Annotated in this window: 15 protein-coding genes and 1 tRNA gene; 5 read left to right on the top strand and 11 right to left on the bottom strand. The window is 58.1% G+C overall.

Going from position 1 to position 15,400, the window contains the following annotated elements; translation table 11 throughout:
• Positions 1 to 31: 31 nt before the first annotated feature.
• Both J2741_RS04890 and J2741_RS04895 read left to right on the top strand, forming a co-directional pair.
• Positions 32 to 817, top strand: coding sequence for a class I SAM-dependent methyltransferase (locus tag J2741_RS04890; protein ID WP_209673896.1), 786 nt, complete (start codon positions 32 to 34; stop codon positions 815 to 817).
• An 86-nt stretch (positions 818 to 903) separates the two neighbouring features.
• Positions 904 to 977 (top strand) — tRNA-Val (locus J2741_RS04895).
• A gap of 20 nt (positions 978 to 997) precedes the next feature.
• On the opposite strand, the gene J2741_RS04900 is transcribed toward J2741_RS04895, so the two are convergent.
• From J2741_RS04900 to J2741_RS04920, 5 genes are all read right to left on the bottom strand, one after another.
• A complete protein-coding gene (locus tag J2741_RS04900; RefSeq protein ID WP_209673897.1) occupies positions 998 to 2,158 on the bottom strand; it encodes a TIGR04083 family peptide-modifying radical SAM enzyme in 1,161 nt (386 codons plus the stop codon).
• Positions 2,159 to 2,357: 199 nt separating this feature from the next.
• Complete coding sequence (locus J2741_RS04905; protein WP_209673898.1) at positions 2,358 to 3,353, bottom strand: cache domain-containing protein; 996 nt, start codon at positions 3,351 to 3,353, stop codon at positions 2,358 to 2,360.
• A 65-nt stretch (positions 3,354 to 3,418) separates the two neighbouring features.
• Positions 3,419 to 3,565, bottom strand: coding sequence for a hypothetical protein (locus tag J2741_RS04910; RefSeq protein ID WP_209673899.1), 147 nt, complete (start codon positions 3,563 to 3,565; stop codon positions 3,419 to 3,421).
• A gap of 34 nt (positions 3,566 to 3,599) precedes the next feature.
• On the bottom strand, positions 3,600 to 3,809 hold the full coding sequence (locus J2741_RS04915; protein WP_209673900.1) for a tetratricopeptide repeat protein: 210 nt from the start codon (positions 3,807 to 3,809) through the stop codon (positions 3,600 to 3,602).
• A gap of 527 nt (positions 3,810 to 4,336) precedes the next feature.
• Positions 4,337 to 4,924 (bottom strand): FKBP-type peptidyl-prolyl cis-trans isomerase, encoded by a 588-nt coding sequence (locus J2741_RS04920; RefSeq protein WP_209673901.1) that lies wholly within the window; start codon positions 4,922 to 4,924, stop codon positions 4,337 to 4,339.
• Between the two features lie 197 nt (positions 4,925 to 5,121).
• Here J2741_RS04920 and nifB point away from each other — a divergent pair, with 197 nt between their 5' ends.
• Entirely contained in the window at positions 5,122 to 6,018 is an 897-nt protein-coding gene (nifB, locus tag J2741_RS04925; RefSeq protein WP_209673902.1) for a nitrogenase cofactor biosynthesis protein NifB, read from the top strand.
• A gap of 164 nt (positions 6,019 to 6,182) precedes the next feature.
• On the opposite strand, the gene J2741_RS04930 is transcribed toward nifB, so the two are convergent.
• Positions 6,183 to 6,695, bottom strand: a complete 513-nt coding sequence (locus tag J2741_RS04930) for a hypothetical protein (RefSeq protein ID WP_209673903.1) — start codon at positions 6,693 to 6,695, stop codon at positions 6,183 to 6,185.
• A gap of 173 nt (positions 6,696 to 6,868) precedes the next feature.
• Complete coding sequence (locus tag J2741_RS04935; protein ID WP_209673904.1) at positions 6,869 to 7,195, bottom strand: hypothetical protein; 327 nt, start codon at positions 7,193 to 7,195, stop codon at positions 6,869 to 6,871.
• Between the two features lie 661 nt (positions 7,196 to 7,856).
• Here J2741_RS04935 and J2741_RS04940 point away from each other — a divergent pair.
• On the top strand, positions 7,857 to 8,708 hold the full coding sequence (locus tag J2741_RS04940; RefSeq protein WP_209673905.1) for a DNA-3-methyladenine glycosylase family protein: 852 nt from the start codon (positions 7,857 to 7,859) through the stop codon (positions 8,706 to 8,708).
• Between the two features lie 217 nt (positions 8,709 to 8,925).
• Here the strand turns inward: J2741_RS04940 and J2741_RS04945 are convergent, their stop codons facing one another.
• Positions 8,926 to 10,161 carry an adenosylhomocysteinase gene (locus J2741_RS04945; RefSeq protein WP_209673906.1) on the bottom strand — a complete coding sequence of 412 codons (1,236 nt, stop codon included), beginning with the start codon at positions 10,159 to 10,161 and terminating at the stop codon, positions 8,926 to 8,928.
• A gap of 115 nt (positions 10,162 to 10,276) precedes the next feature.
• Here J2741_RS04945 and hisF point away from each other — a divergent pair, with 115 nt between their 5' ends.
• On the top strand, positions 10,277 to 11,083 hold the full coding sequence (hisF, locus tag J2741_RS04950; protein WP_209673907.1) for an imidazole glycerol phosphate synthase subunit HisF: 807 nt from the start codon (positions 10,277 to 10,279) through the stop codon (positions 11,081 to 11,083).
• On the opposite strand, the gene pheT is transcribed toward hisF, so the two are convergent.
• The 3 genes from pheT to J2741_RS04965 are packed head-to-tail and all read right to left on the bottom strand — an operon-like array spanning position 11,040 to position 15,382.
• Positions 11,040 to 12,680 (bottom strand): phenylalanine--tRNA ligase subunit beta, encoded by a 1,641-nt coding sequence (gene pheT, locus J2741_RS04955; protein ID WP_209675521.1) that lies wholly within the window; start codon positions 12,678 to 12,680, stop codon positions 11,040 to 11,042. The two genes, hisF and pheT, sit on opposite strands and share 44 nt — an antisense overlap.
• Positions 12,681 to 12,682: 2 nt before the next feature.
• Positions 12,683 to 14,128: a phenylalanine--tRNA ligase subunit alpha gene (pheS, locus tag J2741_RS04960; RefSeq protein WP_209673908.1), complete on the bottom strand. Its 1,446-nt coding sequence runs from the start codon at positions 14,126 to 14,128 to the stop codon at positions 12,683 to 12,685.
• Positions 14,129 to 15,382 (bottom strand): tryptophan--tRNA ligase, encoded by a 1,254-nt coding sequence (locus tag J2741_RS04965; RefSeq protein ID WP_209673909.1) that lies wholly within the window; start codon positions 15,380 to 15,382, stop codon positions 14,129 to 14,131.
• Positions 15,383 to 15,400 lie beyond the last annotated feature (18 nt).

A 15,400-nucleotide genomic window follows, 5' to 3' on the forward strand; every position in this document is an offset into this window, starting at 1 on the left:
CTTTTTTATTCCTATTTTCCAGAACGTAACTATGCCCCCGTTCCGCGACGCCTGGGATACCGGATACCGTACCAGGGGAAGGGTCTGGGGGGGGAGCCCGGGACTCGTCCCGGAACTCCCGGCAGAAGGCCGGATTCTGGAACTGGGCTGCGGTGACGGAAAAACCCTTTCGTTCCTGGTCGCTGCCCCTGCCATTTCACAGGCAGATACCCCCGTCTCAACTACCGCTCCCCCCAGTGAATATCCCGAATTAGGCCAGGACAGAGAACTTCGGGCCCCGGCCGGAGAACTACCCAGGTCACCGCTGTTAAAAGGAGATCAGATCCCTGTCACGATGGTCTCAAACGGAAACCCTGTGGAAATAGTCGGGGCTGATTTCTCGCGCGAGGCACTCCGGCTCTGTAGGGCAAGATCAACTTTTAGATCGGTGCGTTTCGTCGCTGCCGATGCAAGGTGCCTCCCGTTCCGGGACGGAATATTCTCCCTCGTGCTGATGCTCCACGTCGCAGGGCATGTCACAAAACGGGGAAGAGAGGCCGTGGCCCGCGAAGCGTCGAGGGTCCTCACGCCGGAAGGAGAGCTGTATTTCGCAGGATTTGCCCGGGGAGACATGCGGGAAGGAAAGGGACCCGAAATTGAGCCGCACACCTTCCGGAGAAATGACGGGACCATAACCCACTATTTCACCGAAGATGAGGTGAGAGAACTCTTTTCGTCGCTCGACCCTGTCAGGGTGGAGACCCGGAAATGGGAGCTCCGGGTCAGGGGGCTCTCCCACCCCCGGGCGGAGATAAACGCTTATTTTAAAAAAGATTGAGCCAAAGCCCGCGGGCGGACATGCCCGGCTTCCTGCCCGGAATCAACAATATTAATACCCACAGGGGCGACATTATCAGGCAGCGTGGGCCCGTGGTCTAGTCGGTTATGACGTCGCCCTTACACGGCGGAGGTCGCCGGTTCGAATCCGGCCGAGCCCATCCGTTTCTCGCAGCATTGTTCACTTCCCCATCGCAATCTTCCGCATCAGTGCCATGATCCCGGGGGGAACGTCCTTCCGCGGTTTGATGCCGAACGGTCCGGCCTCGAGCGGGTTCGAATCGAACATCTCTTTATTGAGCCGGTCGCTGATCTCGCCGAAGATCCTTTTGTACGCAACGCAGTGGGGGTCGACCCCACTGATCAATCCTTCGGTGGGGGCTATGGCGTTGTAAGGACACCCGCCACGACAATACCTGATGTGCGGGCAGGCCCCGCACTCCCTATCGACATAATCGGAATATTCGCGCATCAGCCTGCCCGGAGGGGAGTCGGCCAGCTCATCCGCGGTGGGGCGGTCCCGGACATTGCCCATCACCCATTCGGGCATCCCCACGAACCGGTAACAGGGATAGATGCTGCCGTCCGGCCCGATGGCGAAGGTGTTCCCCATGCAGTCGGCAAAGGTGCACACGTTCCCTCTCCGGGTGATGACACACCGAACCAGGTCGTTGATATTCATCACCTCGATCTCGTCCAGGTGTTCGAGGGCCTCCTCAAGCAGGTACACGAGGAGGTCCCCGTACGCTTCCGGCGCGAGGGCCCATCTGCGGGGGTTATCGTCGCGGAGCGACGGCAGGGCAGGGTGGAGCTTGAGGACGAACCCGTTCTCCATGAAAAACCGGAATATCTCCCGCCTGTACTGCACCGAGTACGAGGTGAAGGTGCAGATGAACCGGACCTCGAGACCGTTCTTGGTGGCCACCCGGTATCCCTTCATCGTCTTCTCGAAATACCCGTCTCCCCTCTGCACATCGTTGATCTCCTCGGGCCCGTCGATACTTGAACCGAGGGGGACATGATACTCCGCGAGGATACGGGCGAGCTCGGGGGTCATTCTCCAGAGGTTGGTCTGCATGGCGAACGAGGGCTTCATGTGGGCAAGTCCGTTGGAGAGGAGGGGGAGTGCCTCCCGGTAGAACTCCGGACCCGCGAGGAGCGGCTCGCCGCCATGGAACGTGATGGTGACAGGCTCGTTACGGAAATCCTTGAGCCACTCCACCACCTCCTTCACCGTGTCGATGCTCATGACCGGGGAGCCTTCCTCACTGCTCCAGCAGTAATGGCACCGGGAAGGACACCCCAGGGTGGGGATGAGCATGATGTGGAAGGGGGTCTTCATTAATCAATGAATTTTAGGCCGCCCTCCACGATTAATGCTTGCGTCCCGCACCGCCAGGCCTTGAGAGGGCTGTTTGAAATTCTCCCTGAATGAGCCGGTTCAGGGAATTGAACATAAAAATTCCGGCTTTTTAGACTTCCTTTAAGTCGGCCTCAGTGACAGATCAGGGAACCTGGAAAAACGCCAAAAATTTAAAAGATTATGGAAGGGGCGCCGGATATGAGGTGTTGACCCCAGTAATCTCGTTGAGGTAGACTCCGGACCCGACCCACCAGGTCTCGTCGACCGGAAGGACATACCCGATCTTCATCTCGATCAGGTTGTTGTCGTCAGGGTTCGGCCACATGAATACCACGTACCCCCCGCCGTCCGCGGCGGTGTGTGCCAGGGCACGGATGACCTCCATTCCGAACGGGCCCTGGTACCCGGATAAATCCTTCCCGATCTTTTCCGGGATGTAGGGGTGAGCAAGGAGGGTGCCGTTATAATCGTAGGCGTAAAGATAGTGACCTTTCGCATCGACAAACCTACCGGACTTGTTCGAGATTTCCAAAAACGCTGCGTCTTTTCCATTCATTTGCCCATAGGCCACCCCCTTTTCAACGAGATCGATCATCTCCGCTACCGGTCCTGGAACCTGGTCCGCCCCTTCAAGGTCGGAGAAATATATCCCTGATCCTATCCACCAGTCCTCACCAGCCGGAGAGGCGAACCCGATCTTGGGGACGTAAGAATCCCGTGCCGCTTCGTCGATTACCCCACCCTCAGGAGCAGGATAAAGATATGCGAAAAATCCCCCGCCGTTCGAAGCGGTGTACTCACCGATCCTGATCACCGGAAGACCACGTATATCGGTGAAGTTATTCCTGTTCTGTCCCACTTCATCGGATTGGTACGGGTGGGCAAGGAGGATGCCATTGTCGTCATAGGCATAGACGTACACGTCTCCATGGGAGAACATCCCCTCTTTTTTGGAGAATTCGATAAGCGCGGCGTCCTTACCCACGGAGTGCGCATATGCCGAGGCGTTCTCCACGAGGTCCCTGAGCTGGCCGGGGGAGTACCGGGGGTGCTCACTCCCGGTCTGGCCTGCAGGGGTATCGGGAACGGTGCCTGGACTGCCGCTGCACCCTGCGGACCACGCGGCACCGATGACAAGGAGAATCAGAGTTCCCGTAAAAAAATATCCCTTCATGGAAAAATTTTGGACGAATCTTGGGAAAAACAGATCGAAACGCAAACGGGTATACTGCCGTCAGGTTATCCCTGTTTCTTCGGCCTGACCTCTTTCTTCTCCGCACCGCACCGATCACACCGGTAACGGTATTCGATAACGTTCGAGGAAAACTGTGAAGAGGAAGAGATCTTCTTCCACCGGTGGCTGCCGAGCCTGCACAAAAAATTCATGAAACGGTACCGGGACCGTGCCAAGACCGGGCCGTTACCTCAACCCCTTTTTTTCTTTCAGCCCGACAATGGTACGGTTCACCATCTTCGCTTCTTCGGTCTTGCCCATCTTCATAAGGGCCAGGCCCATGTTGTTCCAGGCCTCGAGGTATTCCGGGTCCAGCGAAAGTGCCTGGGCATAACATTTGATCGCATTCTCGTACTCCCCCCGCTTGAAATAATCGTTCCCTGCATCTTTCCACATTTCAGGCGTTTTAGCACTTCCGTTCGGAGTCATATCAGGTGTTGTCGGCGAACCTCGTATCGGTACTATGTCGGTCCTTTCATATAAGAATTGCCGGGAATCGCCCGAAACAACAAATCCGGCAATGAAACGCGACCAGGAATAATCTCCCACCCATTGACATGCAAAATCCCTGTATTTTCTTCCAAACACCTGAAGAGTCCTGGTGCGTCAGACGCATCAAAAAAGATGCAGAAATAACCATTTTCAAAGTGTTGGTTTATATACTGGATGACAAAAGTGAAGGTGTTGGTGCACCGGTTCCGCGGGCGACGCAGGCCTGAAAAAAGCACTATACAATCAAGGTGGCATCAATATAGGCAGTACTCCAGACTTAGCATGACGGGGCGGTTCCCGGTACACCACATTCAGATAATACATACTGATAAAAAATGTATCGGATCTAATCGGGTGCCGCTTTGCCCCCCGATCCTTTATCTTCTCATTTTGCGTGAGAATTTCGAAATTAAAGAGTTATAGGTTTCCAATCAGGAAGTCTTCGCCGGGATGATCTCTTCCACGGTGATCCTGAACTGGAGATCTTTTCCTGCCAGGGGACTGTTCTCATCCACGGTGACGGTGTCCTCGGTGATGTTGGAGAACCGCAGGTATCCATGAGTTCCGTCCGGGAGCGCATACTCGAAAACAGGCTCCATACCCGGATAGTCGAGCTCCCTGATGGCTCCCGCATCTTCCATCGCCTGCACGCTTGCGAGCACCTTGTCCGCAGGGAGGGTGTTCACCAGCTCGGGACGGTTGGGGCCATAGGCCTGTTCGGCGGGGATTATCACTGTCTTTGTCTCTCCTGCCGCCATTCCGACGACAGCCGAATCAAATCCCGAGATCATCGACCCTGAGCCCACTACGAACTCGAGGGGTGTACTGTTCTCGTTCGTCTCGAAGACCGCGTTTCCCGGTAGAGAAACCGCGTAATATACCTTGACCGTATCTCCCGCCTTGACCGTTGCAGGCGCGGAAGTGCACCCCGCACCCAGTGTGGCCAGGAGAAGGGCACATCCGATAAGAACTGCAATGTACCCGTTCTTCCGCTGAAGTCCGCGTGATCTTCTGATCATAAAAGTACTATTTGCACACTGCATACCCTTTAATCTCTCCTTTGGATACCAGTGGCCACAAGGAGGACGCAACGGTCATACCTGCTCCGCGATCCGGATTGCCCCGTTGTATGCTATTTGCAGGAGCATTCCAATCCTCCCGGGAGCACGATTGCACCCTATAAATAAGATCAGGGAGAAACCATACGTGGTTTATCATGGCAGATGAGGGCTACAGGGAATCCTCGGTCGGCGGGAGTAAAGTCCAGTGGGACCCGGAGCAGATGCGGAAGATCAGCGAACATCCCTGCTTTTCGGAGAAAGCCTGTCACGCGTTCGGGCGCTGCCATCTCCCTGTCGCTCCGGCGTGTAATATCCAGTGCAACTACTGCGTCCGCGATTTCGATTGCGTGAACGAGAGCCGCCCCGGGGTAACCAGCGAGGTACTTGACCCCGAGGAGGCGGTGGAACTTGTGCGAAAAGCCATGGACAAGTTCCCCTATATCAAGGTCATCGGGATCGCGGGACCGGGCGAGCCGCTGGCAAACGAGGCCACATTCGAGACGCTTCGGAGGCTGAAGGAAGAGTTCCCCCACGTGATCAAATGCATCTCCACAAACGGGCTCCTTCTCCCGGAGAAGATAGACCTTCTCGAGAAGTACGATGTAGGAAACGTCACCGTCACCCTCAATGCCATCGATCCTGAGATCGGGGCTAAAATATACCAGTTCGTGACCTATAAGGGGAAGAGGTACGAGGGAATCGAGGGCGCCCGAATCCTCCTTGAAAACCAGCTCAAGGGGATACAGATGGCGGTCGGGAGGAAGATGATCGTAAAGATCAACACCGTGTATATCCCCGGTGTGAACGAGGACCACATCCCGGAGATCGCCAAAAAAGCGGGAGAGATGGGTGTGTATACCTTCAACGTGATCCCCCTCATCTCCCAGTATAAATTCGCCGATATCGCACCTCCCACCCCCGAGATGAAGCGGAAGATGCAGGACGCGTGCGCGAAGTACGTACGCCAGATGAGGCATTGCCAGCGGTGCAGGTCCGACGCCATCGGAAAGCTCGGCCAGGACGTCCAGGGCTGCCTTTACGAGAACAAGTAATTCAAATTTTTTTTATTTTTATATCTATCCGCCCTGGCCGGTGGCACTTTGCGTCCGCCCTGGCAAGGCACCAAACAGGGCCGGTTGCGTCTCACTCATGAAAGATTGCCCGGCTATTCAATCCTCTGCTCCGGACCATTGTTGAAAATGAGAGGTTTTCCTTACTAGCGTGCGGACTGCGCAGTGATGATCTGGTCGAGGTAGCTGATCACCGGCATGAGCTGGTCGGGCACTCCGGTTGTCTGGGTGATTACGGTCTGGTTCTCGTAGGTGATCCGGTAGGTGAAGTAGTCCGCCCCGGGGGTAGGTGCAGGGTATGTCCCGTTGAGCGATTCGAACCCTGCGATGGCGAATACGTCCCTCAGCCGGTCCACATCCCCGGATGAAAGTTCAAATTCCCCTGAACCGGTCCAGGTGGAATAGATCGCCTGCCCGTTCTCGAATACAACCAGGTGGTCGCTGACCCCTGCGATACCCCCCGTCCGTACGTAATCGACCAGGATGGAGGGAGGGTTTTCCGGAGTTGTCGGTTCGCCAGGCTCGTTCACGCATCCGGCAAACACCACCGATGCACAGAGGACTACGAGAAGCCCGAAGAACACACCTCTCCCGCACCGTTTCACCGATCTATCGGTATCCCCCGCGACACCCTTCATGCCACGATTTGGTCTCGTCATGTATCATCCCTGGATACGGGATCTTTCCCTGATCTTCCTGTTCAATCTCAATGATTATATCATTATCTCACCGGGAATCGCTCAAATCGGTGATAAAAGAGATCGATCATCCTCCCGGGACGAGTGAGCGGAAGATCGCGTCAGCCACGCCGGCATGAATCGTGCACGGGGGATTATATCTCCAGGACTTCTTCTTTCTCGGCTTTCGATCCCTTTTTCCCGGGAGCGACCTCCTCGATCGATTCCAGGAGGGCCTCCACCTTCTCATTATTGAAGAGTTCACGGAAGGCGGAGAGCTCACCTCGTCCCATGATCATAATACCCTTCTTCTTCATGGGCGCACCTTTCTCGTTCGGAGGATTGATCTCTATGGCAAGTGACGCCGGCCTGCTTTTCGTCTGGGGGAGTCTGATGATCGAGACCCCTTTAAGTGTGGTGTTCTTCCGCTCCCAGTCTTCTCCAGTTTCCAGGAATGCCCGCAGGCTCTGTGTAAGTTCCATGAGCACAACTGCGGCACACGGGTATTAAAGTCTATTGCGCGGAGGATGAAAGAGGTACGGAGCAGTTAATGGCGGTGGGTGAACTCACCCGGATCTGGAGAGATCGGTCGCCGGACCGGGATCGGCGCGAATGAATAAAATTCCTGATTTCACTACCGGAACAACACGGGGACAAGAACAATCTCCCTATCCCGGGGGGGAGCGGGGAACTGTTGAAGCCTGATCTCTTCGAGTTCTATATCGGTTCGTTTCACGGCACTTCCTGTCACGCGAAGTGGACCGGTACCTCGCTCCGGTTCGAGCGATCAAGAGGGGGGAATTTTAACGGAACAGTCAGCGAGTTATTCCCCTCCGGTGGTGAATGACAGCGATTCCGTCGTGATCTTGAGGAAAATGACTGTTTTTCCTGGAGTGGCGAATACCTTTCGCCACATGGGTGCTCCGACGCCACATTCTGGTTTTTCCGGATCATGATCGACGGCAATCGCCTGGAGACCCGGGGAACGGGTGTTATCCACCGAATGGCGATCCCGGACCTTCGCCAGAGTTCAGAGCCTTCCTCACTGCCTTTTCGAGGCTCGTCGCCGGTTCCTGAAATACCCGGACCTGCCTTTACCCGCAGCAATTTAAGCCGGGCGAAGGAATTTCTGAGGGTAGTGCCATGGACACCCTTACGCTTCGCCCGGACCAGCCGTTCTCTCTCGACCATACTCTCTCCTGCGGCCAGGTATTCCGGTGGGAGAAGGACGGAGGCTGGTGGTACGGCATCGTAGACCAAAACGTCATCAGGGTCCGGCAGAGGGGTAGGAAACTGTCCTGGCAGGGAGCCGACGAAGCCCAGATCCGTCACTACTTCCAGCTGGACCTCGACCTTCCCGCGATCCTGACGGTCATCGCACACGATCCCCTGGTCCGGGACGCGGTAGCCAGGTGCAACGGGCTCCGGATCGTTGCCCAGCCCCCCTGGGAATGTCTCGCGTCCTATATCTGCGCGACGTATACCAATATCCCGGTGATAAAAAAGCGGATAGCACTTTTCTCCGCAAGGTATGGCGAAGAGATCCCGTTCAGGGGAAAAACCTACCATGCATTCCCGACGCCGGAGGCGCTGGCCGAAGCCGGAGAGTGCGACCTCAGGGAGTGCAGAATGGGATACCGGGCCCCCTACCTGTGCGACACCGCAGGGATCATCGCCGGAGACCCGGGGTGGGAGCAAAGAGTCTCCCTGCTTCCCTATCCCGATGCCCGGAAAGAGCTCCTGCGACTGAAGGGCGTTGGGAAGAAGGTTGCGGACTGCGTGCTCCTCTTTGCATTCCAGAAATACGAGGCGTTCCCTGTGGACGTGTGGATCCGGAAGATCCTCACTGCCAGGTACCCCGGAGCGGCCGGGTCCGGCCGTGACGAGGATATCGCTGCATTCGGAAGGCAGACATTCGGTCCCTACGCAGGGTATGCACAGGAATATCTCTTCTGCAACAGGGAAAATATCGGGATCGAAGAGGATAACGGATAACCGGTATCCGGCACACCTAAAAACGAGTCGGAGAGAGAAAAGGCGATCCCCTGAACATCGGGTCCTTGTCGGACAGAGCTGCCCTGCAATACCTGAATTTCACACTACGCACGAAATGACGTAGTAAGGATGTCAACAATGATGAAAATTCATCACAGTATGAGGTCGGGGTCCCCGACCCGGTGAAAAAGGAATTATTTACCAGATCTGAGAGAATTCAGGTCCCGATGTCCCAGCTGGCCATGTAACGGCGCTGCTCCTCGTTCAGGCGGTCGATGGAGAGCCCGAGTGCGGCAAGTTTGGCCCGGGCAACCTCCTCGTCGATAGTCAGCGGAACGGGATGCACCCCGGGGGGAAGTTTTTTACCATTTTTAGCGATATATTCCGCGCAAAGAGCCTGAAGGGCGAAGGAGAGGTCCATCACCTCGATGGGGTGGCCCATCCCCTTGGGAATTGCGAGGTTGACCAGTCTTCCCTGGGCCAGGACGTGGATCTGCTTCCCGTCGACATGATAGGTATCGATCCCGTCCCTCCGCACCACGGGTCCGGCATTGGCCTCCAGCCATTCGACATCGATCTCCACGTTGAAGTGCCCGGCGTTGGAGAGGATGGCCCCTTCTTTCATCCTGCGGAAATGCTCCTCCCTTATCACCGAAGTATCGCCCGTGGTGGTGATGAAAAGGTCTCCGATGGTTGCCGCTTCATCCATGCTCATGACCAGGTACCCGTCCATGTGCGCTTCGAGCGCACGGCGGGGGTCGATCTCGGTCACCACTACTTTCGCGCCGAGACCGTGCAGCTTCCTGGAGAGCCCCCTCCCGCAGTACCCGTATCCGGCAACGACGACGTACTTCCCTGCCATGAGCACGTTGGTGGTGACCATGATCGCCGTGAGCGCACTCTCCCCCGTGCCGTGTACATTGTCGAAGAACCGTTTCATCGGGGTATCGTTCACCGCAATGACCGGAAACTTCAGGGCCCCTTCCGTGGCCATGGCCCTGAGTCTGTGGATACCGGTAGTGGTCTCTTCGCAGCCTCCTATCACCTCACCGAGCTGTGCCGTGCGGGTGGTGTGAAGCCGGTAGATGAGATCCATACCGTCGTCGATAGTAACTACCGGGTGGGCGTCCAGCACCCTGTCGATCGCCTGGTAATATTCGTCCACCGATGCTCCCCGTTTTGCATAGCACTCGACCCTCTCGTAGTGGTTCAGGGCGTCCGCGACGTCGTCCTGCGTGCTCAGGGGGTTGCACCCGGTGATATACACCTCGGCGCCTCCCGCGGCAAGGGTCAGGACAAGGTTTGCGGTCTTTGCCTCCACGTGAAGGGCCATCCCGATCCTCATCCCCGAAAAGGGCCTCTCCTTTGCAAATCTCTCCCGTATCCCTGCCAGGACCGGCATGTACTGCCTGGCCCACTCAATCTTCAGTGCTCCCGAATGGCTCGGATCCATAAAAGTCCCCTCGTGCTCATAACTATCCTCCTCACAACAGATAAAGTCACGGCAGGAGCCGGGAATCTGCCCCAAAGGCACAAACCATGATATATCCACCCGTCGACCTTGTGGTATGGTTCTTACCCGGAGGATCATCCCCTGCCTGGACTTAAAAGGCGGCCGTGTGGTGAAAGGCACGCATTTTCTGGAGTTGCGTGACGCAGGGGACCCGGTCGAGCTTGCGGAGCGGTACAACGAACAGGGTGCCGACGAGGTGGTCTTCCTGGATATTACCGCCTCGAAGGAGCAGCGCGGCGCGATAATCGACGTGATCAAGCGGGCCGCGGACCAGCTCTTCCTTCCGCTTACGGTGGGAGGAGGGATCCGTTCACTCGACGATATCCAGCAGATCCTCCGGGCCGGCGCGGACAAGGTGAGCATCAACACCAGTGCGGTGCAGGATCCTACCCTGATAAGCCGGGGAGCGGAACATTTCGGGACCCAGTGCATCGTCGTTGCGATGGACGTGCGCCGGAATTTCGAACCTAGTCCCTGCGGAACCCCAGTGGTCCTGCCGGACGGTTCGTCGTGCTGGTACGAGGTCGTGATTTACGGGGGGAGCAAGCCCACGGGGATAGACGCCATCACGTGGGCTGCGGAAGCCGAAGAGCGGGGGGCAGGAGAGATACTGCTCACCAGCATGGAGACGGACGGGACCAAAAAAGGATTCGATATCCCCGTTACCTCGGCGATTTCGGAGTTCGTGGGGATACCGGTCATCGCCAGCGGCGGGGTGGGGTCAATGGAACACTTCTATGATGGGTTCGTCCACGGCCACGCGGATGCCTGCCTCGCGGCGAGCGTTTTTCATTACGGCGAGATGACCGTCGCGGAGGTCAAGGAGTACCTCGCGCTCCGGGGTATCCCGGTACGGCGGTAAGGTCCAGTTCCACCGCAGCCACCGGGTGTTCCAGTTCGAACGCATTCAGCACCGCAGGGTGGATCTCCCCGAATACCCCTGAAAACTTCCCGTGAGAGAGAATATCGCCTCTTCTCCCTTCGATGAACGCCCCGTCCTCTGACCCTTCCGCAACGTAGGGAACGGAGAGCTCGCGGCAGAGTGCGTCCGCGGTGGCGTACGCCTCCGAAAAGTCCGCCCCGGGATGGGTGCTCACGCAGGCGAGTTTCTGCACGGTATACATCCCTTCCACCACGTCGCCCACGGCAAATATCCGCTGGGGAAGCTCCCGGTGCCGGTTTGCCTGCAGGGTCTCAAGGAGCAGGGGCAGGATCGAGGTCCGGACAAGGGTGTGGTCCTCGCTGATGGGATAGAGGATCTTGAGCGCACATTCCTGCACCGGACGCTGCATCCGGGTATAGAGGGTCCGCTCGTTGGTCAGGGTAAAGGGGAGCACCTCGATGTACCCCAGACCCGAGGCAAGTTCCCGGATTGCCCCTGTGATTGCCTGTACAGGGTGTTCCTTCCCGATTGCGAAGGTCGAGGAGATGCGGGCGTCGAAGTGTTCATACCCGTATGCGATGGCCGCGTCCTCAAAGACGTCCCAGTCGTGCATGATGTCTGCCCTGTAGCACGGGACCCCGACCCGGATCCGGTCCCCTTCCCCGGCTACGGCGGAAAACCTCATCTTTTCCAGAAGCGCCGCAATCTCCTCCGGAGGGAGCGAAAGGCCCAGGAGCCTGTTGCACTCCGTCGCACTCACGGACCTTTCAGCCGGGCGGAGGTCGGGCCATGCGGTACCCTCGATAGTGACGCCCTCGATCAGGGCGCCGTTTTCAGCCAGCGCGGTGCAGATTATCGCCACCGCGATCTTCACTGCTTTCGGGTCGGTTCCGGTGGTGTCCAGCAGGATATTCCGGGTCCCTTCGGTCACACGCGTAAGTTCACCGTTGATGATCGGTGGGAAGGAAAGGACCTGGTCCTCTGCGTCTACGATCAGGGGGAAACGGGGGAAGTCCTGCACGATGTGGGCATACGCCTTCCCCTTGGGGTGCTCCGCGAGGATCTCGTCCATGGTCATCTCCCGGTCGTAGTCCAGGGGCACGAACGAAAGGTCCCGGGGGGCAGCGATGTACCGGAACGGGGCTTTTACCTTGTCGAGGTCGTGGACGCCGATGGCCACCTTGCTCCGGCCCCGGCCCACTGCCCAGTGAAGAGCCTCCTGGAGGCCCATCAGGCTGGTGATGGACTCCTCGTCGAAGCGGAGGTTCCGGATCACCGCCGACCCCAGGTACGGCCGTATGGTGGCGAGACCCGGGTCGATGGAGAACGTGGTCCGGGAGGGAGCGACCCGGTAGTCGGGGAGGCCGGTCTCGATGCCGAGGAAACCCCTCATCGCCCGGGCGACGCCCTCCACCGAGAAGAGGTCGGGGCGGTCGGGGAAGAACTCCACGTCGGCGTGGTCCTCTTCGACCCTCTCGATGTCCGACCCGATCATGGGCAAGCGGGACATTATGGTCCTGACATCGGTCCCCACGAGCGACTCGAGGTACCGGTAGGGCAGGGTGATGATCGCCATGGCTACCTCCCCCTCCGGTGTTCGGGGACCCATGTGGGAGTCTCCCTGATCCATTCGATATCGCTCCGGTAGAGGAGGCGCAGGTCTTTCAGGCCCAGGCGGAGCATCGCCATCCGGCTTACCCCGAGCCCCCATGCAAGCACGGGGTGGCGGATCCCCCACGGTGCGGTGACCTCTTCGCGGAAGATCCCCGCACCTCCCATCTCGACCCATCCGAGACCGTCCACGTACACTTCGGGCTCCACGGAGGGCTCGGTGTAGGGGAAGTACGCCGGCCGGAACCGCACGTCCTCAAAGCCCATTCTCCCGTAGAACTCCTTGAGATAGCCAAGAAGATGGCGGAAACTTACTCCCTCGTCCATCACGATCCCCTCCAGTTGTTCGAACTCAGGCAGGTGTGTCGGGTCGATGGCCTCGCGGCGATAGACCCGGCTGATGCAGAAGGCCTTGACAGGCGGCTCGGGGTTGCACGCCAGGTGCTGGATGGAGAGGCTGGTGGTATGGGTCCGGAGCACGCACTGCTCGGCCTTGTCCCTGCTCCAGGCACCCCCCCAGCCGCTCGAAGTGGTCTCTCCGCCGAAGAGGTGCATGTCCCTGACCCGTTCGTATCCCTCCGGGACCGCGAGCCTCTCCCCGAGGTAAAAGGTATCCTGCATCTCGCGGGCCGGGTGATCCTGGGGCTGGAACAGGGCGTCGAAGTTCCAGAACGCACTCTGAACAACACTTCCCTGGATCTCGGTGAACCCCATCTCCAGCAGGAGATGACGCATATGGTCGATTAACCGCTGATAGGGGTGGATTTTCCCGGGGTAAGCCTTCTTGGGAAGTTTTCCCACATCATAGCGCCGGAGGGCGAGGTCTTTCCACGCACCGCTGATAATCTGGTCACGGGTGAGGGTGCCGGTCTCCTCGGTAAGGTCGAGCCCCGCCCGGACGAGTGCGGTTCCCTCGGAAGTTATCCGGATACTGACACTGACCGTCTCCTCTTCGACGAGCAGGCCCCGCTTCACGAGGTCCTGTACAGGCCGTCCTCCTATGGAGGGATCGCGAAGCGCCCGTTCGTCGTCACCTTCAGACGCGGTCCCGGTCTTTTTTACCACGCCATCCTTTATGGATATCCAGCCCTTTTTTCTCATCTGCCCGATCCCTATCTTGGAGAAGGGGTTTTTGGAAAGGTCCGGGAGCGGGATCGAATCGCCGAAACTCTGGTAAAGCTGCCGTTCCGGGAGCCCGTGCTCCCGGTATTCGATGCCTTCGTCGGTCAGCCGGTAGGATACCTCCGTCGTTCGCAGGACCTCCGCAAGCCCCCGGTCGGCGAGAAGGTGTGCGTGCTGGATCACCGCATCCTCCCTGGTGCCGAGAATCTGCGAAAGGGTATCCGGCCCGGCAGTTTTCAGCGGTTCCAGTGCCGCGAGCAGTTTCTTCTCATTCTGCGTTAATTCTGCCATTTATACCTCCACCATATGCTCCACTTCATCCATCTTTTCCCGGAATTCCGCCAGGTATTCCGTGACCCTGGCGAGTGTCTCCTTTTTGCACTGGCCGCAACTCATCTCGCCGGAGAGACAACGACTCCGGATCTCGCCGAGTTCCGCGTCGTCTTCCACCATGTGGAACAGGTTGAGTGCAAAGAGCGAGCATTTCCCGGGCTCCCCGCCGAGCTCCTTCTGCTCGGCGAGGGTGGACCTCCCCCCGGTGAATGCGGCCATCACTTTCTTCTTCACCGTCTCGGGAGGCTCGAAGAACCCTATGGTGCTCTCCGGAATGCTCGACGACATCTTCCCCCCCTGCAACCCGGGGATGAACCGGTGGTACGTCGAGGAAGGAGTAAAGAATCCGAACCCCCCGTGCCGCCGTTCGATCTCCCGTACCATATCCGCCACATCGGCGCATACGCCCCCGGGAACGTCCACGTGGCCTTCGAATTTCCGTGACCCCGGGAATGCCCTGTGGACCTCTTCGAGGGCTTCCGGCGGTGCCTCCTTCGACCGGACGCTGATGTGGCTCTCCCGGTCTTCCACGGTGAACATCCGCAGCTTGTGGGCCACCCCGCGGGTAAGCCTGATGTGCGGGTCCTGGTCGATGCCTACCGGGACGATGGTGGGAGCGGGGATGCCGTCCACCTGGGGGTAGAGGATATCCGCGACCTGGGTGATCACGCTCCAGGCATGGGCAATATCGGTTTCGGGAGAGAACCCGTAAATTGCCTGCATTTCCGAAAAGTTCACCTTGGTCGAGGCTTCGAACGCCAGGTTCTTGAGGGGATCGTTACGGCTCTGGAAATAGGTCCTCCCGTGGAACCCGAGCGCGTAGAGGCACTGCAGGTATTCCTTTCCGAACTCGTCGCATTTTTTCCAGGAGATCTCACGTACCGCGTGCGCTTCCCGGTCGGCGATGGTGATGTAGCCCGATCCACCCTGTTGGACGTGCCACACCACCTCTTTCATCACCATCAGGTGCCCGAGGTGCGGGTGTCCCGACGGCATGAACCCGGTCAGGATATGAAACGGGCGATGAAACCGGATCGCTTCCGCGATCCTCTGGTAATCCCGGTGCCCGATCACCACTCCCCTGCGGATGAAATATGGAATACTGGGGAGAAGATCGGTCACCGTGCTGATGGGTTCGATACCGAAGTCTCCAAAAAGGCGTTCGATATCCAGCGATTGGTCACTCGACCAGGGATTAATCTCCTGCTGCATGGGTTCTTCACTCGACCT

It is taken from the genome of Methanolinea mesophila, assembly GCF_017873855.1.
GTDB classification, from domain to species: Archaea; Halobacteriota; Methanomicrobia; order Methanomicrobiales; family Methanospirillaceae; genus Methanolinea_B; species Methanolinea_B mesophila.